The sequence below is a fragment of the Paraburkholderia sp. BR10923 genome (assembly GCF_040948765.1).
In the GTDB taxonomy this organism is placed as follows: Bacteria; Pseudomonadota; Gammaproteobacteria; order Burkholderiales; family Burkholderiaceae; genus Paraburkholderia; species Paraburkholderia youngii.
On sequence record NZ_JBFPKO010000002.1, the window covers coordinates 348,826 to 369,985 of the forward strand.

At 64.9% G+C, this 21,160-nt stretch carries 16 protein-coding genes and 1 pseudogene; 12 read left to right on the plus strand and 5 right to left on the minus strand.

What is annotated here, in order from left to right; translation table 11 throughout:
• Positions 1–292: 292 nt before the first annotated feature.
• Both AB3X94_RS05065 and AB3X94_RS05070 read right to left on the minus strand, forming a co-directional pair.
• A complete protein-coding gene (locus AB3X94_RS05065) occupies positions 293–1,051 on the minus strand; it encodes an SDR family oxidoreductase (protein WP_176107118.1) in 759 nt (252 codons plus the stop codon).
• A 53-nt stretch (positions 1,052–1,104) separates the two neighbouring features.
• Positions 1,105–1,251, minus strand: a pseudogene (locus AB3X94_RS05070) (helix-turn-helix domain-containing protein); the annotation flags it as partial.
• A gap of 37 nt (positions 1,252–1,288) precedes the next feature.
• Here AB3X94_RS05070 and AB3X94_RS05075 point away from each other — a divergent pair.
• The 4 genes from AB3X94_RS05075 to AB3X94_RS05090 all read left to right on the plus strand — a co-directional run bounded on the left by AB3X94_RS05075 (position 1,289) and on the right by AB3X94_RS05090 (position 5,946).
• Entirely contained in the window at positions 1,289–2,278 is a 990-nt protein-coding gene (locus AB3X94_RS05075; protein ID WP_368610925.1) for a LysR family transcriptional regulator, read from the plus strand.
• 104 nt (positions 2,279–2,382) lie between these two features.
• On the plus strand, positions 2,383–3,576 hold the full coding sequence (locus AB3X94_RS05080; RefSeq protein ID WP_176107120.1) for a CaiB/BaiF CoA-transferase family protein: 1,194 nt from the start codon (positions 2,383–2,385) through the stop codon (positions 3,574–3,576).
• A complete protein-coding gene (locus tag AB3X94_RS05085) occupies positions 3,573–4,538 on the plus strand; it encodes a hydroxymethylglutaryl-CoA lyase (RefSeq protein ID WP_368610926.1) in 966 nt (321 codons plus the stop codon). Before AB3X94_RS05080 ends, AB3X94_RS05085 begins: the two co-directional genes overlap by 4 nt.
• Before the next feature lie 76 nt (positions 4,539–4,614).
• A complete protein-coding gene (locus tag AB3X94_RS05090; protein WP_176107122.1) occupies positions 4,615–5,946 on the plus strand; it encodes an MFS transporter in 1,332 nt (443 codons plus the stop codon).
• Between the two features lie 393 nt (positions 5,947–6,339).
• Here the strand turns inward: AB3X94_RS05090 and AB3X94_RS05095 are convergent, their stop codons facing one another.
• On the minus strand, positions 6,340–7,071 hold the full coding sequence (locus tag AB3X94_RS05095; RefSeq protein ID WP_176107123.1) for a GntR family transcriptional regulator: 732 nt from the start codon (positions 7,069–7,071) through the stop codon (positions 6,340–6,342).
• A 171-nt stretch (positions 7,072–7,242) separates the two neighbouring features.
• Here AB3X94_RS05095 and AB3X94_RS05100 point away from each other — a divergent pair, with 171 nt between their 5' ends.
• From AB3X94_RS05100 to AB3X94_RS05115, 4 genes are all read left to right on the plus strand, one after another.
• A complete protein-coding gene (locus AB3X94_RS05100; RefSeq protein WP_368610927.1) occupies positions 7,243–8,463 on the plus strand; it encodes an alanine--glyoxylate aminotransferase family protein in 1,221 nt (406 codons plus the stop codon).
• 178 nt (positions 8,464–8,641) lie between these two features.
• Positions 8,642–9,928, plus strand: coding sequence for an MFS transporter (locus tag AB3X94_RS05105; protein ID WP_176107125.1), 1,287 nt, complete (start codon positions 8,642–8,644; stop codon positions 9,926–9,928).
• 3 nt (positions 9,929–9,931) lie between these two features.
• Positions 9,932–10,681: a 2-keto-4-pentenoate hydratase gene (locus AB3X94_RS05110; protein ID WP_368610928.1), complete on the plus strand. Its 750-nt coding sequence runs from the start codon at positions 9,932–9,934 to the stop codon at positions 10,679–10,681.
• A 47-nt stretch (positions 10,682–10,728) separates the two neighbouring features.
• The gene (locus tag AB3X94_RS05115; RefSeq protein ID WP_368610929.1) at positions 10,729–13,761 is read left to right on the plus strand and encodes an FAD-binding and (Fe-S)-binding domain-containing protein; all 3,033 of its coding nucleotides are present in this window, start codon (positions 10,729–10,731) and stop codon (positions 13,759–13,761) included.
• A 38-nt stretch (positions 13,762–13,799) separates the two neighbouring features.
• On the opposite strand, the gene AB3X94_RS05120 is transcribed toward AB3X94_RS05115, so the two are convergent.
• Positions 13,800–14,675: a helix-turn-helix domain-containing protein gene (locus AB3X94_RS05120; protein WP_176110512.1), complete on the minus strand. Its 876-nt coding sequence runs from the start codon at positions 14,673–14,675 to the stop codon at positions 13,800–13,802.
• 234 nt (positions 14,676–14,909) lie between these two features.
• On the opposite strand from AB3X94_RS05120, the gene AB3X94_RS05125 reads away from it, so the two are divergent.
• From AB3X94_RS05125 to AB3X94_RS05140, 4 genes are all read left to right on the plus strand, one after another.
• A complete protein-coding gene (locus AB3X94_RS05125) occupies positions 14,910–15,812 on the plus strand; it encodes a DMT family transporter (protein ID WP_176120813.1) in 903 nt (300 codons plus the stop codon).
• Positions 15,813–16,140: 328 nt separating this feature from the next.
• A complete protein-coding gene (locus AB3X94_RS05130; RefSeq protein ID WP_368610930.1) occupies positions 16,141–18,324 on the plus strand; it encodes a hypothetical protein in 2,184 nt (727 codons plus the stop codon).
• 94 nt (positions 18,325–18,418) lie between these two features.
• Positions 18,419–18,676 (plus strand): hypothetical protein, encoded by a 258-nt coding sequence (locus AB3X94_RS05135; RefSeq protein WP_176107130.1) that lies wholly within the window; start codon positions 18,419–18,421, stop codon positions 18,674–18,676.
• Positions 18,677–18,780: 104 nt separating this feature from the next.
• On the plus strand, positions 18,781–19,380 hold the full coding sequence (locus AB3X94_RS05140; RefSeq protein WP_368610931.1) for a LysE family translocator: 600 nt from the start codon (positions 18,781–18,783) through the stop codon (positions 19,378–19,380).
• A 44-nt stretch (positions 19,381–19,424) separates the two neighbouring features.
• On the opposite strand, the gene AB3X94_RS05145 is transcribed toward AB3X94_RS05140, so the two are convergent.
• The gene (locus AB3X94_RS05145; protein ID WP_368610932.1) at positions 19,425–21,155 is read right to left on the minus strand and encodes an FAD-dependent oxidoreductase; all 1,731 of its coding nucleotides are present in this window, start codon (positions 21,153–21,155) and stop codon (positions 19,425–19,427) included.
• Between the last annotated feature and the right edge of the window lie 5 nt (positions 21,156–21,160).

The window sequence follows — 21,160 nt, forward strand, 5'->3', positions numbered from 1 at the left end:
TGGCCGCTCGGCGGCTGTGTAACGTAAGTCGTTGAATGTCCAGGCGATCTGCCGCTTACGCGGCCCGCATCGGCGACGCGAACCGACTGCGTTCGATCAATGGTGAGGATTTTCGGGAGCAGTGTGTAAGAGCCACGCCGCGCGCGCTGAAATGCCCCCGCGAGCCCTCATTTCACCGCAAAGGTGAGGATTTTCGGGAGCACTGACGACGCTTCCAGACGCCGATTCACCGCCACTCCGTGCCAAAGGTGAGGCTTTTCGGGAGCGGCAGCACTCGCCCGCGATCACCCGTTCAGGCCGGTTTCGCGATCTCGCGAATGTCCGCGACCGGCGTCTGCCCGAAAGCATCGCTAAGCGCGTAGTCGATCAATCGCTCCGCGGATTGCTCGGGCGTCGACAGTTGGCCGTTGCGCTTCAGGTCTTCGAAGCGCTGGCGCATCGGGAATTGCTCTTCGCCGCTACCGCGAATTTGCGCCTGCATGTCCGTATCGATCACACCCGGCGCGAGGCTGCAGATGCGCAGCGCGCAAGTCGCATCGAGCGCGACGGCGCGCGCGTGATGATCGAGCGCGGCCTTGGTCGCGCAGTAGATGCTCCAGCCCGGATACGCGTTGCGCGCCGCGCCGCTCGAAATGTGCACGATGCGCCGGTCGGTTGCGTCGACGGCCGCAGCGGCGAGCGCGCTCGCGAGCATCAGCGGCGTCGCGACGTTCAGGCTCACCGCGTCCGCGACGTTCGCCGCGTCCTGACCTTCGATGGGCCCGATCGGTTCCACCGTGCCCGCATTGTTGATCAGCAGCACCGTCTGCGCGCCGCGCACGAAGTTGCTCAGCGCGTCGGTAGCGATCCATTGTGCGACGCGTGCTGGCTCGGCGAGGGGCAGCTCGATCTCTTCGAGCTGCGCGGCAAAGCGCGCCTTTAGCGCCGCATTGCGCGAGCGCGACAGACCCAGCACTGTGACGTTGCGCGCGAGCAGTTGCTCGGCGAGCGCCGCGCCCAGGCCGCGCGTATGGCCGGTGACGATCGCGCGGATCGGAGAAGATGAGGTCATGTCGTTCCTTGTGATCGTTGTCTTGCAGAATCGTCGATTTTCTCACGCCGTATTCAGGCCGACCGAAAGCGCTCGCGATACTGCATCGGCGTCACGCCAAGCCGCTTCGCAAACACGAAGCGCATGCGGTCGGCGGTGCCGAAGCCGCAATCGTAGGCGATCGTCTTCAGCGCCGCGGCGCTGCTTTCGAGCAACTCGCGTCAAAATAGGCGCATCGCACTTCTGCGCCGCCGCCCCATGGCCATCAAAAACCTTCTCCGCAAGCTCGATCTCACGACGCTGCAGCTCTTCCTCGCCGTGTTCGAAGAGGGCACGCTCACGCGTGCCGCCGAGCGCGAGGCGATCGCGGTGTCCGCCGCCAGCAAGCGGCTGGTCGAACTCGAACAGGCGGTCGGCGCGTCGCTATTTCAGCGCAACGCGCGCGGCATGACGCTGACGCCGGCCGGCGAAACGTTGCTGCATCACGCGCGCCGGGTGCTGCGCGACATCGAGAGCATCGGCATCGAACTGGCCGGCCATGCTAGCGGCGTGCTCGGCTACGTGCGGATGATGGCGAACCTGTCGGCGATCGTCGAATTTCTGCCCGAAGATCTGCGCGCGTTCCAGTCGCTGCACGAACGCGTGAAGGTCGATCTCGAGGAGCGGCCGAGCGGCGGCGTCGTCAAAGCCATCGACGAAAGCCTCGCCGATCTCGGCATCTGTTCCGGCGACGCCGACACGCGCGAGCTGCACGTCGAGCACTACCGGCGCGATTCGCTCGTGATCGTGATGCGCGATGATCATCCGCTCGCGGCACGCACGAGCATCGCGTTCACCGAAACGCTCGATGGCGATCACGTCGGCCTGCATTCGGCAAGCTCGATCAACGCGCGCACGCACCAAGCGGCGCGCCAGGCCGGCAAGCCGCTGCGGTTGCGCATCCACGTGCCGGGCTTCGATGCGGTTTGCCGGATGGTGCAGGCGGGCATGGGCGTCGGCGTGCTGCCGCAAAAGGTATATCAGCTGATGGGCCGCCCGCTCGGTCTCGTCGGCATGCCGCTCGACGACGACTGGGCCGAGCGCAGCCTCGTGCTCGTCGTGCGCGACGTCGATGCGTTGTCGCCGGTGAGCCGGCTGCTGTTCGATCATCTGCGCACGGTCGAAGCGCGCGAAACGGCAGCGGACGCTCAACCCGAACCCGCTTCCATCACCACCGAAACACCGCGCAGGTCCCGCGGCCGCCGCTGAGCGTTCGCCGTTCGCGAACGGTCGTTGGCGAATTGCGGTTGGACGCCGCCACCACGCCGCTTCTAAGCTGTCTTCCAATACGAAACGAGTTCGGAGACAGCAACATGGATGGACCACTAAAGGGTATTCGTGTCGTCGAGATCGGCACGCTCATTGCCGCGCCGTTCGCCGCGCGACTGATGGCCGAATTCGGCGCCGACGTGATCAAGATCGAAGCGCCCGAAACTGGCGATCCCCTTCGCAAATGGCGCAAGCTGCATGAAGGCACGTCGCTGTGGTGGTATCTGCAGTCGCGCAACAAGAAGTCCGTCTGCGTGAATCTGAAATCGGCCGATGGCGTCGAGGTCGTCAAGCGCCTCGCCGCCGATGCCGACGTCATCATCGAAAATCTGCGTCCCGGTGCGCTCGAAAAGCTCGGCCTCGGCTGGGACGTGCTGCACGCGCTGAACCGGAGACTGACGATGGTGCGCATTTCCGGCTACGGTCAGTCCGGCCCGTATCGTGACCGTCCGGGCTTCGGTGCGATCGGCGAGGCGATGGGCGGCATCCGATACACGACCGGTGAAGTCGACGGCGCACCGGCGCGCGTCGGCGTGAGTCTCGGCGATTCGCTCGCGTCGCTGCACGGCGTGATCGGCGCGCTGATGTCGCTGCTGCGCGTGAAGACCGGCCAGGGCGAAGGGCAGGTAGTCGATGTGTCGCTCGTCGAGAGCGTGTTCAATCTGATGGAAAGCCTCGTGCCCGAATACGACCTGCTCGGCCATGTGCGCGAGCGCAGCGGCGGCGCGCTGCCGGGCATCGCCCCTTCGAACACCTATCGCACCGAGGACGACGGCTATGTCGTGATCGCCGGCAACAGCGATCCGATCTTCAAGCGCCTGATGCATCTGATCGGCCGCCCCGATCTCGCCGACGATCCCGCGCTCGCGCACAACGACGGCCGCGTGAAGCAGGTCGCGCTGCTCGATCAGGCGATCACCGAGTGGACCTCGCATCACGCGACCGAAGACGTGCTGGCCGCGCTCGAACGCGCCGAAGTGCCGGCGGGCCGCATCTATTCGGTGGCCGACATCGTCGCCGATCCGCACTACCAGGCGCGCGACATGTTGCTGCAGGCGCAATTGCCGGGCGGCGCGTCGGTGAAGATGCCGGGCATCGTGCCCAAGCTGTCGGACACGCCGGGCGAAGTGCGCTGGCAAGGGCCGACGCTCGGCGAGCACACCGGCAGCGTGCTCAGCGAACTTGGATTCGCGAGCGAAGACATCGAGCGTCTCCGTCGCGAGGGAGCGGTGCAATGAATTCCTCGATCTTTTCCACGCGCGAGGCCGCGTCATTCGACCAGCTGATCGTGCAGGAAGTCGCCCCGCGCGATGGCCTGCAGATCGAACCCACCTGGGTTGAAACCGCCGACAAGATCGCGCTGATCGACGGGCTATCCACCTGCGGATTCACGCGTATCGAAGCGGGCTCGTTCGTGTCGCCGAAGGCGATTCCGGCGTTGCGCGACGGCGAGGCGGTGTTCCAGCGGATCGAGCGGCAACCCGGCGTGATCTATGTCGCGCTGGTGCCAAACCTGAAAGGCGCCGAGCGCGCGTTGTCCGCGCGCGCCGACGAACTGAACCTCGTAATGTCCGCGAGTCAGACGCATAACCGCGCGAACATGCGCATGAGCTGCGAGTCGTCGCTCACGGCGTTCGACGACATCGTGCGTCGAGCGCTGGCCGCGGGCGTGCGGCTCAATGCGACCGTGGCGATCGCGTTCGGCTGTCCGTTCGAAGGGCGCATCGACGAAGACCGTGTGATCGGCATCGTCGACGCATATCGCGAGATGGGCATCGAGGGCATCACGCTCGCGGATACGACCGGCATGGCGAATCCGCGCCAGGTCGCGCGGCTCGTCGCGCGCGTGCTCGAAACGCTGCCGGCCACGGCGCTCACGCTGCACTTCCATGACACGCGCGGCCTCGGTCTCGCCAACGTGCTCGCCGCATATGAAACCGGCGCGCGCCGCTTCGATGCGGCGCTCGGCGGCCTCGGCGGCTGCCCGTTCGCGCCGGGCGCGTCGGGCAACATCTGCACCGAAGACCTCGTGAACCTGTGCGACGAAATGGGCATCCCGACCGGGATCGACCTGCCGAAGCTGCTCGCGCTGTCGCGCGGCTTGCCTGCATTGCTCGGCCACGACGTGCCGGGGCAAGTCGCCAAAGCAGGCCGCAATTGCGATTTGCATCCGGTGCCCGACTACGTTCGACAGATCTGAACCGAACCCCGACAAACAACCCCTCAACCGATCAAACGACCGGACGGCACCGCCGAATCCGGCATTGGAGACAAGCATGAGCGACCTGGGCGTAGCGGCGGGCAGTACCCGCGAACATGGCGCGGACGATCTCGCGGCGATCGTCCGCAAAGTTGCGTGGCGGCTGATGCCGCTCATCATGATCTGCTATCTGTTCGCGTTCTTCGACCGCATCAATATCAGCTTCGCAAAGTTTCAGCTGCAAAGCGATCTGGGCTTGTCCGATACCGCGTACGGTCTCGGCGCGAGTCTGTTCGTGATCGGCTACGTGCTGTTCGAGGTGCCGAGCAACCTTTTCCTGTACAAGGTGGGCGCGCGACGCTGGATCGCGCGGATCATGATTTCGTGGGGACTCGCGACCGCGGCGATGGTGTTCGTCAACAACGAATGGCAGTTCTACGGGCTGCGCTTCGTGATCGGCGCGATGGAAGCGGGCTTCGCGCCCGGCGTGCTGTACTACCTGACGCTGTGGTTTCCGACCGAATATCGCGGCCGCATCACGTCGATGCTGTTTCTCGCCTCGGCGTTTTCGGGGCTGGTCGGTGCGCCGCTCGCTGGGCTCGTGATCGGCCATATGGACGGCGTGCTCGGCATGCCGGGCTGGCACTGGCTGTTCCTGCTCGGCGGCTTGCCGTGTGTGGTGCTCGGTTTGCTGGTGCTGAAGCTGCTGAAGGATCGCATCGACGATGCAGGCTGGCTGTCCTCGGCGGAGAAGAGCTTGCTCGCCGGGCAGATCGCGCAGCAAAGCCGCCCGGCGCCGACCGGCCATTCGCTGCTGGGCGCGCTGAAAACGCCGGGCTTCCTGACCCTCGGGCTCGTCTACTTCCTGATTCAGATCGCGTCGTACGGTCTGAATTTCTGGGCACCGCATCTGATTCACGTGGCGGGCACGAAGAATCCCACTGTAGTCGGCCTGCTGACGGCGGTGCCTTATGTGTGCGGCGCGATCTGCATGGTGGTGGTCGGGCGCCTGTCGGACGCGAGCGGCGAGCGGCGCAAGTTCGTGTTCGGGCTGCTGTTGATGTCGGCGCTCGGCTTCTTCGCCGCGGGCTACTTCGACAAGCAGACCGCCCTGCTGGTGGTCGCGCTTGCGGTGATGGGCGCGGGCGTGGTCGCATCGATTCCGGCATTCTGGGCGCTGCCGCCCAAGCTGCTGACGGGCGCGGGCGCCGCGGGCGGTATCGCGTTGATCAACACGCTCGGGCAACTCGGCGGGATCGTGAGCCCGGTGATGGTGGGCCGTGTGAAGGATCTGACCGGCAGCACGACGCCGGCGCTGTATGTGATCGGCACGATGAGCGTGGTATGCGCGCTGATCGTGCTGTATGGGCTGCCGGAGTCGCTGCGCAGCCGTGAAACGACGCAGTGAAATCGATGTGGACAGCGCGGTCGTTCGCTTGCATCACACGACGTGCCGCGCCGCTGCCCGCTCCCGCATCCGCGAGCGATAGGCCTGCCGCATCAATCACTTGGCAGGCCTGTGCGCAGGTTGTCCACAAGCTTGTTCCCAAATTATGTGGACAACTGGTCTTCGAGGTTGGTCCGACTGATACGGCATCCTTGCCAAGCCCGCTCTCCGCTATCACGGACTCCGTAGCGACGCTCGCTGCCTACGCGTGCACCGCGCGCGGATAGTTCTCACGCTTCAAGCACTTAAGCTCGCTGTGCGAAGGTTGTCCACAGGTTTGCCAACAATTTAGGTGGACAAGTTTTGTTTGCCGATGGGGTGACGAGGAGCGGGACTCGGCATCGGTTGGCCGCATCACGCCTTCAACACGGAGGCCGAAGCGACCACTTCCTCCTGCACCGGCACCTGCAAAACCGCATCCCGCTTATCGAGCAGATGTTGACGCAAAATCGCGCTGAGCTTCTTGCCGTCGCGAGCCTCGAGCGCCTTCAGCATTTCATCGTGATCGTGAATCGCTCGGTCCCACTTCGGCGTCTGATAGTTCGAGCGAAAGCGCAGCGCCTGCAGCCGCCGGTTGACCGACACATAGGTCTGTCGCAGCGCTGAATTCCTCGCCGCTTCGTTGATCTTGTCGTGAATCGCCTGGTTGCGGCTGTAGTAGCCCGGCAGATCGTTCTGCGCGCGGCACGCGAGCATCGCGTAATGCAGGGCCTTGATTTCGGCGAGTTCGGCCGCCGTGATGCGTTCGGCTGCGAGTTCGCCCGAAAACGCTTCGAGGCCGCTCATCAATTCGAAGGTTTCGCGCACTTCCGCCTCCGACATTTTCGACACCGACGCGCCCCGATTCGGCGAAATCTCGATCAAACCCTCGGCGGCCAGCACCTTCAGCGCCTCGCGCAGCGGTGTGCGCGAAATGCCGAGCGTTTCGCACAACTCGCGCTCGTTCAGTTTCTTGCCGGGCTCCAGCACCCCCTCGACGATAAAGCGGCGGATGTGCTCCACCACCGTGTCATGCAGGCGCTGACGCTCGACCTTCGGCATCAGCGGGGCAGCGGTCACACCCGCGTCGACATCCGAATTTTGCATACAAAAATCCTAAGTGTTACATGATGTGGGATTTTATCGGAACCATATCGATTAGTTAATCAAGCGCAAACGCGGGTAAACACGGGCCTCAACGAGCATATTTCGTCTTGGGAGCGTCACGATTCTTCTGATACAGTTTTTTGAATGCAAAATTCAAATTGGAGGAGCCCGATGCTGAAGCTAGATTTTCATCCCGCTGGCCGTCACTTCCTGCAGATTCCGGGGCCGAGTCCGGTGCCCGATCGCATCCTCCGCGCGATGAGCTATCCGACCATCGACCACCGCGGCCCCGAGTTTGGCGAACTGGGTCTCAAGGTGCTCGACGGCATCAAGGAGATCTTCAAGACGCAGCAGCCGGTCGTCATCTATCCGGCGTCCGGCACGGGCGCATGGGAAGCCGCGCTGTCGAATACGCTGAGCCCCGGCGATCACGTGCTGATGTTCGAGACCGGCCACTTCGCGACGCTATGGAAAAAGATGGCCGAGAAGCTCGGCCTGAAGCCCGAGTTCCTGGGTCTGCCAGGCATCGAAGGCTGGCGGCGCGGCGTGCAGCCGCAGATGATCGAAGAGCGCCTGCGCGCCGACCCGCAGCATGCGATCAAGGCGGTCTGCGTCGTGCACAACGAAACCTCGACCGGCGTCACGTCCAACATCGCCGCCGTGCGTCGCGCGATCGACGCCGCGGGTCATCCGGCGCTGCTGCTCGTCGATACGATCTCCGGTCTCGCGTGTGCCGATTACCGCCACGACGAATGGGGCGTCGACGTGACCGTGTCGGGCTCGCAAAAGGGCTTGATGCTGCCGCCGGGCATCAGCTTCAACGCGATCTCGCCGAAGGCGATGGCCGCCAACCAGCACGCGAAGCTGCCGCGCAGCTTCTGGGACTGGTCGGAAATCGTCGAAATGAACAAGACCGGCTACTGGCCGTACACGCCGAACACGAACCTGCTGTACGGCCTGCACGAAGCGATCGAGATGATTCTCGGCGAAGGGCTCGACAACGTGTTCGCGCGTCACGAGCGGCTCGCCGAAGCGACTCGCCGCGCGGTGCGTGCGTGGGGGCTCGAAATCCAGTGCGCCGATCCCGCCGTTTATAGCCCGGTGCTGACGGGCGTGATGATGCCCGACGGCGTCGATGCCGACGCGGTGCGCAAGCTGATCTACGAGCGCTTCGACATGTCGCTCGGCACGGGCCTCGGCAAGATGAAAGGCCGCATGTTCCGCATCGGTCATCTCGGCGATTGCAACGACTTGACGCTGCTCGCGACCCTGGCCGGCTGCGAAATGGGTCTGCGGCTTGCTGGCGTGCCGATCAAGCAAAGCGGCATGCCGGCCGCGATGGAGTGGCTGAGCCAGGCACCGAAGACGCGGGGGTTGAAGGCCGCGGCATAAGCGCCAGCAGCAGGAAACAGCCCGCAACACCAGGGAGCGCATTTCTCATCGAGCCGCGCGCAGAACGCGGCCACAACCACATGCAATGCGTCCATAACGGCTGTCGCGGCCGACGGGCGACGACGCAGCGCGCCACTTCAGGCGCGCCGTCGACACATGCCACGGAGAGAGAGAGACGATGAAACGGTTTCGTTTGACCAGTGCGACCAGTATCGTTCTAGTGATGCTGTGCATCATGTACTTCATCACGTACCTCGATCGCGTGAACGTCAGCACCGCGGCCGCGGGTTTCGGCAAGGAATTCAATCTCACGCATACGCAGGTCGGCCTCGTGTTCTCGGCTTTCGCGTATCCGTATCTGCTGTTTCAGGTGATCGGCGGCTGGGTCAGCGATCGTTTCGGCGCACGACGCACGCTGCTGTTTTGCGGTGCGATCTGGGGTCTCGCGACGGTGTTCACGGGCCTCGCGGGCGGCCTCGCTTCGTTGCTCGCCGCGCGGCTCGTGCTCGGTTTCGGCGAAGGCGCGACGTTCCCGGCGGCAACATCGGCGATGTCGCGCTGGGTCGCGAAAGAAAAACGCGGCTTCGCGCAGGGCATCACGCACGCGGCGTCGCGAGTCGGCAATGCGGTCGCGCCGGCCCTCATCGTGCTCGTGATGACCACGTGGGGCTGGCGCGAATCGTTCTATATCTGCGGCGCGCTGAGCCTGGTGTGGGTCGCCCTGTGGGCGATCACGTTCACCGAGCATCCGAAAGATCATCCGCGCATCACGCCCGAGGAACTCGCGGTGCTGCCCGCGGTGAAGCCGAAAGTCGCAGGCCTGCCGTGGGGCAAGCTGTTTCGTCGCATGACGCCGGTCACGATCGTCTACTTCTGCTACGGCTGGACGCTGTGGCTGTTCCTGAGCTGGATTCCGCTGTACTTCCTGCATAACCATCATCTGCAGTTGCAGAAGTCGGCGATCTTCGCGTCGGTCGTGTTCTTCGCCGGCGTGATCGGCGATACGCTCGGCGGCCTCGTCACCGATGCGATTTTCAAGCGTACCGGCAGCCTCAAACGCGCGCGCAGCTGGATGGTGTCGGTGTGCATGCTGTTCTGCCTGCTGTCGCTGATTCCGTTGATGTTCACGCATGACCTGACGCTGTCGATCGCCTGTCTCGCGTCGGGCTTCTTTTTCGCCGAGATGACGATCGGCCCGATGTGGGCGATCCCGATGGATATCGCGCCGGAATTCTCCGGCACCGCGAGCGGCATGATGAACACGGGCTCGGCGCTCGCCGCGATCATCTCGCCGGTGATGGGCGGCTTCCTGATCGACCATTTCGGCAACTGGGATCTGCCGTTCGTCGGCAGCATGTTGCTAATGGGCATCGGCGTCGTGCTTGCGTTCCGCATGCAGCCGGAGAGCCGCTTCGAACTCAGCGCGTCGGAGAAGGCGCAGGTTTCCACCCGGTTAGGCGCGTAAAACATGACTTCGTCACTGAGCCAGCTTCTTGCCGATGCGCGTCGCAGTCGTATGTTGCTCGATACGTTGCAGCCGGAACAGCAGCCCTCCGATGCCGACGCGGCCTACGCAATCCAGCACGAAATCCTGAGCGCGTGCGGCGCGCGAATCGGCGGCTGGAAGATCGGCGCGAAATCGGCGAGCGGACCGATTCAAGGCGCGCCATTGCCCGACACCGATCTGCACGCCGATGGCGCGCGTCTGTCGCGCGAAGGTTTCGCGCCGCTCGGGCTCGAACTCGAGGTCGCGTTCCGCTTCGGCCGGCGCTTCGAGCCGTCCGCGACGCCGTACAGCGAAGACGAAGTGCTCGCGGGCATCGGCTCGATCGGCGCGACCATCGAGATCGTCGCGAGCCGCTATGCGGAGTGGCCCGCCATCGACAAACTCGCGCAGCTCGCGGATCTGCAGAATCACGGCGCGCTGATCGTCGGTGAATTCGCGCGGTATCGGGAGGACTTTCCGTACGTCGCGCCGTCGCTGAGTTTCGAGTTCAACGGACGCAATGTCGTCGCAACGACGCCCGCGAATCCGGCCGGCGATCCGCGGCGGCTGTTGACGTGGCTCGTCAATCACGCGAGTGCGCGCGGCATCGCGGTGACCCCGGAGATGGTGATCACCGCCGGTTCGTACACCGGCATGTTCTTTCCGCGCGAGGCAGGCAACGTGGGCGGGCATATCGAAGGACTCGCGCCGGTGCATCTGACGCTGTACTAGGTAATTCGAGCCGCGCGGCTCACGCGCGCTCCTCATAGGCCGATGAAATGACGAATCCCACTGCGGGCTTGCTCGTCAAGCCGATCCATCTGGTCCCTTCCGCCGCGCGCGCCACGAGTCCGCTCGCGCAGCATCTGCGCAAAGCGCTGCGCGGCGACGTGCTGTTCGATCTCGCGAGCCGCGGCCGCTACGCGACCGACGCGTCGATCTATCAGATCACGCCGGTCGGCGTCGTGGTACCGCGCGATCAGGACGACCTGCGCGTCGCGCTCGAGATTGCGCGCAGCGAGAAAGTACCGCTGCTCGCGCGCGGCGCGGGCACGAGCCAGTGCGGGCAGACGGTCGGCGAAGCGCTGGTGGTCGATACGAGCAAGTGGCTCAACAACATCGTCGCGTTCGATGCCGACGCGCGCACCGTGACGGTCGAGCCCGGCGTCGTGCTCGATCATCTGAATGCGTGGCTGAAGCCGCATGGACTGTGGTTCCCGGTCGATGTTTCGACTTCCGCGCAATGCACGATCGGCGGCATGGCGGGCAACAACTCGTGCGGCTCGCGCTCGATCGAATACGGCAACATGGTGCACAACGTCGACGCGATCGACGCGATTCTCGCCGACGGCAGCGAAGCGCGCTTCGCGTCGCTGCGCGAGACGCCGCAAGGCGAGCGCTTGCAGCAGATCGTCGCGGGCGTCACCCGGATCGCGCAGCGCGAGCGCGATGAAATCGTCGCACGCGTGCCGAAGGTACTGCGCCGCGTGGCGGGCTACAACATCGATCTGTTCGACTGCCAGAACCCGCGCGCCTATACCGATGACGGCAGCGCGAACCTCGCCCATCTGCTGGTCGGCTCGGAGGGCACGCTCGCGTTCAGCCGGCAGATCACGCTGAAGCTCGCGGCGCTGCCCGCGCACAAGGCGCTTGGCGTGGTCAACTTTCCGACCTTCCGGCAATCGATGGCGCTCACGCAGCACATCGTCAAGCTGAAGCCGGTCGCGGTCGAACTGGTCGATCGCACGATGATCGATCTCGCGTTGAGCAATCCCGCGTTTCGTCCGGTGATCGAGAAGGCGCTGGTCGGTGAGCCGCAGGCGATTCTGCTCGTCGAGTTCGCGGGCGAGGATCGCGACGCGCAGCTAGCGTCGCTGAAGCAGCTCACCGAGTTGATGGGCGAGCTGGGCCTGCCCGATTCGGTCGTCGAGATGCCGGACGCGAGTGCGCAGAAAGCGCTGTGGGAAGTGCGCAAGGCCGGGCTCAACATCATGATGAGCATGAAGGGCGACGGCAAGCCGGTGTCCTTCATCGAAGACTGCGCGGTGCCGCTCGAACATCTGGCCGACTACACGAGCCGCCTGACCGACGTGTTTCATCGCCACGGCACCGAAGGCACCTGGTACGCGCATGCGAGCGTCGGCACGCTGCATGTGCGGCCGATTCTCGACATGCGCCGCGACGGCGCGACGAAGATGCGCGCGATCGCCGAGGAAGCGGCCGCGCTCGTGCGCGAGTACAAGGGCGCGTATTCCGGCGAGCATGGCGACGGTCTGTGCCGTGGCGAATGGGTCACGTGGCAATACGGGCCACGGCTTAACGAGGCGTTCAGCGAGATCAAGGCGCTGTTCGATCCAGACAATCGCTTCAATCCCGACAAGATCGTGCGTCCGCCGAAGATGGACGACGCGCGCAATTTCCGCTTTGCGCCCGGCTATCGCGAACAGCGCATCGAAACGATGCTCGACTGGTCGACGTGGAACGTGAAGCGCGATCCGCTGACGGGAGAAGAAAGTGCGCCGGGCAGCGGCGACGATCTGAGCGGCGGCCTCGCGAAAGCGGTCGAGATGTGCAACAACAACGGCCACTGTCGCAAGTTCGACGCGGGCACGATGTGCCCGAGTTATCGTGTGACGAAGGACGAGCAGCATCTGACTCGCGGGCGGGCCAACACGTTGCGGCTCGCGATTTCGGGCCAGCTCGGCGAAAGCGGACTCGCGAGCGATGACGTGAAGGAAACGCTCGACCTGTGCGTGTCGTGCAAGGGTTGCAAGCGCGATTGCCCGACTGGCGTCGACATGGCGAAGTTCAAGATCGAGGCGCGGGCGGCGCGCGCCAAGACGCATGGGTTGCGGCTGCGCGACCGACTCGTCGCGTTCATGCCGCGCTACGCCGGCGCGGCGAGCCGCATGCCGGGATTGATGGCGCTCGCGGACAACGTTCCGGTGTTGTCGGCGTGGTTCAAGCGTTCGCTCGGATTTGCGACCGAGCGAAGTCTGCCGCGGTTCAAGAGGGCGTTTCTCGCCGATGCGGTGTCGGCGAGGCCTGCACGCGACACTGAGCAAGCGTCCACGCTGAAAGAAGTTTTGCTGTTCGTCGACACCTTCAACAACCACCTCGAACCCGACAACGCGCGTGCCGCACAACAGGTGCTCGAAGCCGCGGGCTACAGGGTCCACTTCAACGCACGCCCGGGCGAGCGTCCCGTGTGTTGCGGCCGCACGTTTCTCGCGGCGGGTCTCGTCGATGAAGCGAAACAGGAAGCGCGGCGCATGCTCGAACTCTTCAGGCCGTTCGTCGAACGCGGCGTGCCGGTGGTAGGGCTGGAGCCATCGTGTCTGCTGTCGTTGCGCGACGAATTCCTGCAGTACGGTTTCGGCGACGAAGCGCAGCGCCTCGCGCAGCACGCGTTTCTATTCGAGGAATTCCTCGTGCGCGAAGAAAAGGCCGGACGTTTGGAGCTCAAATTGAAACCGCTGCCAATGCGGCAGGCGCTCGTGCACGGCCACTGCCATCAGAAGGCGTTCGATGCATTCACGCCGGTGCAGACCGTGCTGAAGTGGATTCCCGAATTTAAGGTATCGACGGTCGAATCGTCGTGCTGCGGTATGGCCGGCAGCTTCGGCTATGAAGCGGAGCATTACGCGACCTCGCAGGCGATGGCGGAGTTGTCGCTGCTACCCGCGGTGCGCAAGCTCGACGCCGCCACGGTGATGGTCGCCGATGGCACCAGCTGCCGGCATCAGATTCACGATGGCGCGGGCGTCGACGCGATCCACGTCGCGCGCGTGCTGGCGATGGCGCTGCAATGACGCGGAGCTAACCGGAAAGCGAAACTCGAGCGCGAGACTCAAACCCCGATAGCCTGCCGGAACCCGCTCGGCGTCACCCCGACAGCCTCGCGAAACCGGTGGCTAAAGTGACTCGCGTTCGCATAGCCGCATTGCGAGGCGATCTGCGCAAGCGGCAACGTCGTCGTGCGCAGCAGCGTGCGCGCGCGATCGAGCCGTTGCCGCGCGATCCAGGCGGCCGGCGGCAACCCGAACGACTCGCGAAACATCCGCGCGAGATGAAACTCCGACAGCGCCGCGACACCGGACAACTCACCGAGCGTCAACGGCTGCGCGAGACGACTGTCGATATAGTCGCGCAGGCGGCGCCGCGTCGCGGCCGACAGCCCGCCCTTCAGCGCCACGTTCGCGCGCCGCACGCCTTGTCCGTGCAACAGCAGGCTCAGCACTTCGTGCGCGGTCTCGTTGGTGCGCAGCAGGCCGTCGGGACTTTCCCACTCCTCGTCGACGAGCGCCTGGCACAGACTCGCAATGCCCGGGTCTTCGAAATAGGTCCGATCGGCGAGCGTCAATTCGCGCGGCTCGCGGTCGAGCTCCTGTACCGCGCGTCGCGTGAAGTGCTCGGGCAGGAAGTACAGGTGCATGAAGTGCATATGGCCGCGCACCCACCAGCGCGATTCGTGATCTCCGGGCAGTGCGCACAGCCGCGACGGCGCGCCGTAGTGGCCCGGCATTTTCTGGCGCTCGGTGCGATAGCCGCCGTCCAGATAGCACGACAGCGTGTGATGGCCGGGCCGCTCGTAGATGGTCTCGGCTTCCTTCGTGTCGCGGGTCCATAGCGCGATCGCGAGTCCGTCGCCGAGCCACGCGAAGCGGTCCAGATGCGCATTCGCACTGGCGAGCGTGTGACAGACCGACTGCAGGCCAAAAGGCATGCCGGCGGCGGCTATCACGGGGGCGGACGGGCTGGTGGTCACGGCGGCGAGCGGAGGTTTTCCGGTGATGCGTAGGGTTGAGCGGCCAGTATACGGCGCGGCCAGTCTGGCCGCTCATTGCCACGAAAAAGTGCGCAATTTTGGACAATTGCGGGCGGCGGCGCGGTTGCATAGTCGAACTATCGTCAATGCTGCGCGTTATGGCAGCCTTTCATTGCAGTCCGAGGCCCGACCATGAATCTTTTGCTTTATGCCGTCACCGTGCTGATCTGGGGCACCACGTGGATCGCGATCAAATGGCAACTCGGCGCGGTACCGCCGCCGGTATCGATTGCATGGCGTTTCTGGATCGCCGCGCTGCTGCTGTTCGCGCTGCTGCGCATCATGCGCCGGCCGATCTGGCCGCCGCTCGGCGCCTGGCGCTACCTCGCCGCGCAGGGCCTCGCGCTGTTCTGCCTGAATTTCCTGTGCTTCTACTACGCCGAACAGATCGTGCCGAGCGGGCTCGTCGCGGTGGTGTTCTCGACCGCGCCGCTGCTGAACTCGATCAACGGACGGCTGTTCATGGGCAGGCCGCTGCAGCCGAGTGCGATTGCGGGCGCATTGCTCGGGCTCGTCGGCATCGTCTGTCTGTTCATGCAGCAGATGGCCGGGCATCTCGGCGATCACACCGCGTGGCTCGGACTCGGCGTCGCGTTTCTCGGCACGCTGTGCTTCTCGGCCGGCAACCTGCTGTCGAGCCGCATGCAGTCGATGGGCCTGCATCCGTTCGCGACGAATAGCTGGGCGATGCTGATCGGCGCGGCTGTCCTGACGCTCGGTAGTCTGTTCGCCGGCTATTCGTTCGCGGTTGAACCGTCGGCGCGCTATCTTGGCGCGCTCGCGTATCTCGCGGTGTTCGGCTCGGTGATCGGCTTTACGGCGTACCTGATGCTGGTCGGCCGCATGGGCCCGGAGCGCGCCGCCTACTGCACGGTGCTGTTTCCGATCGTCGCGCTCGCGGCGTCCACGCTGTTCGAGGGTTACCGCTGGTCAGTGCTCGCGGTGGTTGGTCTGCTGCTCGTGCTGGCCGGCAATCTGGTCGCTTTCGATCTGACGCGACGGATCTTCGTGCGTCGCCGGGCGGCGCGAACCTGATGCGCATCGCGCTCGAGGTGAGGATTTGCAGGAGCAGAAAAAGCGCCTGAATCTCCGGCCGGTGAGCTTTTACGGGAACCGGTTTTTACCGGATTCGTGAAGTAAAGATTTTGTTGGAAACGTAAATCGATGCAAATGGAATGGAATGGGATGTGGCGGCATTCAATTATCATTTTTGATCAATAAGTTTGCTATTTTTATGTGCGAGGATAAAACGCCAACTCTGATGTACGCGCATCGTGACTCTGCCGGCAACGATGCGCGTACAGGCGAAGCACGCCGGTCTGCCTTACCGTGCGTGCTTCGCGCCTAGCAAGGATCGACCGCCGTGAAGCTTTTGCCCCGTCTTGGCCTGGCCGTGGTTCTAATCCATAGCCTGATTTCCCCGAATGTCTCCGCCCAATCCCAATTGAATTACACGACTTCATGGATCGGTAATAGTTTCGGATTTGGCGACGGCAAATGGATGCAGCAGGATATTCAGGCCATTAGCGTCGATGCCAATGGCACCGTTTATACGAATGCGCCGTGGGACGAAAGCGGCAGCGAAATCGCCGCCTATCGCGCGGGCGACAAGCTCGCGGTCGCCGGTTCGACGCACGGCTGGGGCGCGGCCGGCGGCGACGCGGTGGCGGTGAATCACACGTACCTGTACGCGGCGATGTCGATCGGCAACGAAAGCAATGCGCTGGTCGGCGCCGACTATCCGCCGGCGAATCAGACCTGGTACGGCATCACGCGACGCACGCTCGCGAATCTCGCGGACGGCGCGCCGTTTTCCGGCGGCATCGGCAATAGCGCGAACGCGACGAAGAACAGTTTCGTCGCGGTACAAACGGTGAAGACCGGCATCGACGCGGGCATTCGCGGCCTCGCCGCGACAGACAGCGAGGTCTATGTGGCCGACACGTACGGCAACCGGATCGTCGTGTACGACGCGCAATCCATGCAGCCGCTGCGATCGTGGAGCGTCGCATCGCCCGCGCGCATCGCGATCGACACCGACTCGACGCTGTGGATCATCAGCGGCTTCGGCACAGGCAGCCTGAGCGTCCTGCACTACCGCGCCGACGGCACCGCGCTCGCCGGTCCATTGGCGCTGCCCTCCGGCACCGTGCCGACCGACCTCACGGTCACGCCATCCGGCCAGCTGCTGGTCGCCGACAACGGCGTTTCGCAGCAGATTCTCGTGTTCAACAAAGGCGCGGGCGGCCAGATGCACGGCGGCACGTCGATCGGCACGCGCAATGGCATCTTCCATCCGGTGCGCGGCGTGCCCGGTGACACGCGTTTCAACGGCATCACCGGCATCGGCGTCGATGCGGCCGGCAATCTGTACGTCGCGCAAAACGGCGAAGGACCGCGCGCGCTGGGCTCGGCATCGGTCGGGCAAGGCGCGGTGCTGGAGAGTTACGTGTACGGCACGCGCGTGCTCAACTGGCGGCTCTACGGCCTGAGCTTCGTCGATAGCGGCGCGTTCGATCCGGCCACACCCGCTTCGATCTACACGGGCTCGAAGCGCTTCACGCTCGATTACCGGCAGCCGGTCGGCCACGAATGGTCATATGCGGCGTTCACGCTCGATCGCTTCGATTACCCCGACGACCCCGCGTTTCACCAGCCGCGCGGCGTGCGCGGCGAACCGATGGTGCGCAGATTCAAAGGCCAGCGTTTTCTCTATACGCTCGATCCGGGCGCGCACTACCTGAACGTCTATCGCTTCGATGCCGCGCATGGTGAGATCGCGATTCCGTCGGGGATGCTCGCGCAGAATCCGCTGCCGGGCAGTTGGCCCGCCGCGCAACCAGCTTACGGCGAATGGTTGTGGCGCGATAGCAATGGCAATGGCACCGTCGACGCGAGCGAGATCAGCGGCAATCCGTCGACCGGCAGCACGGTCGGCAACGGCTTCTGGTGGGTCGACGATCCCGGCAACGTGTGGCTCGCCACGCCATTGAGCGGCGTGCGCGAGATGCCGCTGCAAGGTCTCGACTCCGCCGGCAATCCGATCTACACGTACGCGAGTGCGAAGCTGTTCGCGATGCCCGCGCCGTTCACGCGGCTCGCGCGGCTCGTCTACGTCGCAGCGACCGACACGATGTATCTGTCGGGTTTCACGAGCGCGATTCCGTGGGACCCGACGCACTGGAAGGAAGCGGGCCCGATGCTGGCGCGCTACGACAACTGGAACAGCGGCACGCCGACCCTGACTTACACGGTCTCGCTGCCGTGGAACACGCAAAGCGATCCGCAGACCACCACGGTCGGCGTCGCGGTGGCGGGCAACTATATCTTCGTCGCCGAGCTGTACACCGATCGCATCGACGTCTACGACGCGCGCAACGGCACGGCGGTCGGTTACATGACGCCGGGCGCGAGCGTCGGCGGCACGAGCGGCTGGGTCGACGTGTATCTCGGCATCAGCGCGGTGCAGCGCGATAACGGCGAGTACGTGGTGCTGGTCGAAGACGACGCGCGCGCGAAGCTGCTGATGTATCGCTGGACGCCTTAACGTGGATCGCCGTCGCGCCGAACACGAATAGACGGCGGCGCACGATCGGTATATAACAACTTTACCGATGCACTTAAAGGAGTGGTGTTCGATCATGACGCAAGACGTTCCTCCCAAGCCGCCCTCCGACGATCGTCCGGAGATCGAGCAGCTCGACGCGGCGCTCAGTCACGTCGATCAGCAGATGTCGTCAGGTGGCATTGCGTCGGGCGCGGCGAAAGGCATTGTGTACAGTCTGATCGAAACGCTCGGCGCGCTGGTCGGTGATCCCGATCTGCCGGAGCACGCGCGTTCGGGGTATGAAGGACTGCTGGAGGCCGCGCGCGAGCTGCGCGCGAAGCTGGAGCGCTGAGCGATGCGCTGAGCGGACCGCTGAACCGACGGGTCCGCTTCGGCGCAGCCGTCGGGCTGTCTGTGCTACAAAGGCGCACTGTGTAACTCACCGTGCGCTTTTTTATGCTCTCTGCGACCGAGATCGCGTTGCTGGCCACCGGCATCATCGTGGTACTGGTGACGCCCGGCCCCACCAACACGCTACTGGCGGCGGCCGGTTTGCGCGCCGGTTTGCGCCGCGCGCTGCCGCTGATCGCCGCCGAACTGGCGGGCTATCTGGTGTCGATCTCCGCGTGGGGACGCTTCTTCGCGCACGCGGCGCAGGCGTGGCCGTGGCTGCCGTCGCTGCTGCGCGTGGCCGCGAGCGTGTATATCGCGTGGCTTGCGCTCGATATGTGGCGCGCGGCGGTGGCACTGCCCGGCTCGACGCAACGCGCTGGCAACGTGCGCGCGCTGTTCGTCGCGACCTTGCTCAATCCGAAAGGGCTGCTGTTCGGCGGCACGATCTTTCCGGCCGCCGCGTTCATGCACTTGCCCGCTTATCTGCTCACGATGGCGATGTTCGCGTGCCTCGCCGCGCCGATCGCACTCGCGTGGATCGCGTTCGGCGCAGCGCTCGGCAGAGGCCGACTCGGTTGGCTCGAACCGGCGAGGGTGCAGCGCGGCGCGTCGATCGTGCTCGGCGTGTTCTCGGTGTCGCTCGCGTGGGCCGCGTTGCACTGAAGACGGATGCGGTAAAGACGATGCGCTAAAGACCGCACCGAGACTCACGCACCGAGCGCCACCTCTTCCCCGCTCATGTGTGCCAGCAACTGGTGAATCTGCGCGACTACGGCCGCGCCTTCGCCGACCGCCGCGGCCACGCGTTTCGTCGACCCGGCGCGCGCATCGCCGATCGCATAGACCCCTTCGACCGTAGTCCCGAGATCGCACGCGGTGGCCGAGCCGTCCGCGCTGATGCCGGTCAGCACGAAGCCTTTCGCGTCGAGCTGCACGCCGCAGGTGCGCAGCCATTCGGTGTTCGGGTCCGCGCCGGTGAAGAGAAACAGATGCCGCGTGTCGAAGTGATCGACGCCGTCGGGCAGCGGCCGCTTCAGCGCGACCGACACGAGCCCGTCCTCATCGCCCTCGAGCCGGCCCACTTCCGAATTCGGATGCACGTACACGTTCGGCAGCGAGCGGATGCGGTCGATCAGATAGCGCGACATCGTCGCCTCGAAACCGCTGCGGCGGATCAGCACGTGAACCTTGGCCGCGTGCGTCGCCAGATAGACGATCGCCTGGCCGGCCGAATTGCCGCCGCCCACCAGCACGACCTCCTGGCGCTTGCACAGCTTCGCCTCGACCGGCGACGCCCAGTAGTAGACGCCGCGTCCGTCGAAGCGCTCGAGCCCGTCGAGCGCAGGTCGCCGGTACACGGCGCCGCTCGCGATCACGATCGCCCGCGCGCTGATGTGACCGCCGCATTTCGTTTCGAGCCGATAAGGTGTCTGCCCGCAATGCAGCGCCTGCACGCTGACCGGAATTGCAACGTGCGCGCCGAACTTCTGCGCCTGCACGAACGCGCGGCCGGCAAGCGCCTGGCCCGAGATGCCGGTCGGAAAGCCGAGGTAGTTTTCGATGCGCGAGCTCGCGCCCGCCTGGCCGCCCGGTGCGCGGCTGTCGAGCACGATCACCGACAGCCCTTCGGAGGCCGCGTACACCGCGGCGGCGAGTCCGGCCGGTCCCGCGCCGACGATCGCGACGTCGTACACGTAGGTGTCGTCGAGATCGGGCAGCAGACCTAAGCGAGTGGCAAGCTCCGGCATGCTCGGATGACGCAGCACCGTGCCGTCCGGGCAGATCACGAGCGGCAGGTCCTCGCGCTGCGCGGCGAACTGCTCGATCAGCCGCAGCGCGTCTTCGTCGCGTTCGTCGATCACCGAATGCGGATGGCCGTTGCGCGACAGGAAGCCTTGCAGCATCACGAGCCGCGGGTCATTGCTGTTGCCGACGAGGATCGGGCCGCCCGCGCCCTTTTCGATCAGCGACACGCGCCGCAGAATCAGCGCGCGCATAATGCGCTCGCCGAGTTCCGCTTCGGCGACGATCAGCGCGCGCAGCCGGTCGGGCGGAATCAGCAGCGCTTCGACGGCGCTGGTCGCGAGGCCGTTCACCAGCGAGGGCTTGCCCGACAGTTGCCCGACCTCGGCCAGGAAATGCCCGGCGCCGCGCTCGCTGATCACGTGCTCGCGGCCGATGCCGTCACGCTGATAGACCTTCACGCGCCCTTCGAGCAGCACGAACATGCCGGGGCCGGTGTGGCCGGTCTCGAACAGCAACTCGCCGGACTTCCAGCGACCGATCTCGCCGAAGCGGCGCAGCCGGTCGATCTCGGCGCAAGTGAGCTCCGGAAACATCTGATGCAAACGCGTCGACAGCGAAGAAAACGGCGCGTCGGCGACGACTCCCTGCTGTCCTTCCACTTCTTGAGTCGAAACGTCCTGAGTCGAAAGCATTGAAC

Excerpts from the sequence above, each read along its gene's own strand:
- AB3X94_RS05145 (WP_368610932.1), bottom strand. The coding sequence starts at position 21,155 with ATGCTTTCGACTCAGGACGTTTCGACTCAAGAAGTGGAAGGACAGCAG.
- AB3X94_RS05085 (WP_368610926.1), top strand. The coding sequence starts at position 3,573 with ATGAATTCCTCGATCTTTTCCACGCGCGAGGCCGCGTCATTCGACCAG.
- AB3X94_RS05110 (WP_368610928.1), top strand. The coding sequence starts at position 9,932 with ATGACTTCGTCACTGAGCCAGCTTCTTGCCGATGCGCGTCGCAGTCGT.
- AB3X94_RS05065 (WP_176107118.1), bottom strand. The coding sequence starts at position 1,051 with ATGACCTCATCTTCTCCGATCCGCGCGATCGTCACCGGCCATACGCGC.
- AB3X94_RS05075 (WP_368610925.1), top strand. The coding sequence starts at position 1,289 with ATGGCCATCAAAAACCTTCTCCGCAAGCTCGATCTCACGACGCTGCAG.
- AB3X94_RS05090 (WP_176107122.1), top strand. The coding sequence starts at position 4,615 with ATGAGCGACCTGGGCGTAGCGGCGGGCAGTACCCGCGAACATGGCGCG.
- AB3X94_RS05095 (WP_176107123.1), bottom strand. The coding sequence starts at position 7,071 with ATGCAAAATTCGGATGTCGACGCGGGTGTGACCGCTGCCCCGCTGATG.
- AB3X94_RS05135 (WP_176107130.1), top strand. The coding sequence starts at position 18,419 with ATGACGCAAGACGTTCCTCCCAAGCCGCCCTCCGACGATCGTCCGGAG.
- AB3X94_RS05100 (WP_368610927.1), top strand. The coding sequence starts at position 7,243 with ATGCTGAAGCTAGATTTTCATCCCGCTGGCCGTCACTTCCTGCAGATT.
- AB3X94_RS05080 (WP_176107120.1), top strand. The coding sequence starts at position 2,383 with ATGGATGGACCACTAAAGGGTATTCGTGTCGTCGAGATCGGCACGCTC.
- AB3X94_RS05115 (WP_368610929.1), top strand. The coding sequence starts at position 10,729 with ATGACGAATCCCACTGCGGGCTTGCTCGTCAAGCCGATCCATCTGGTC.
- AB3X94_RS05120 (WP_176110512.1), bottom strand. The coding sequence starts at position 14,675 with ATGCCTTTTGGCCTGCAGTCGGTCTGTCACACGCTCGCCAGTGCGAAT.
- AB3X94_RS05140 (WP_368610931.1), top strand. The coding sequence starts at position 18,781 with ATGCTCTCTGCGACCGAGATCGCGTTGCTGGCCACCGGCATCATCGTG.
- AB3X94_RS05105 (WP_176107125.1), top strand. The coding sequence starts at position 8,642 with ATGAAACGGTTTCGTTTGACCAGTGCGACCAGTATCGTTCTAGTGATG.
- AB3X94_RS05125 (WP_176120813.1), top strand. The coding sequence starts at position 14,910 with ATGAATCTTTTGCTTTATGCCGTCACCGTGCTGATCTGGGGCACCACG.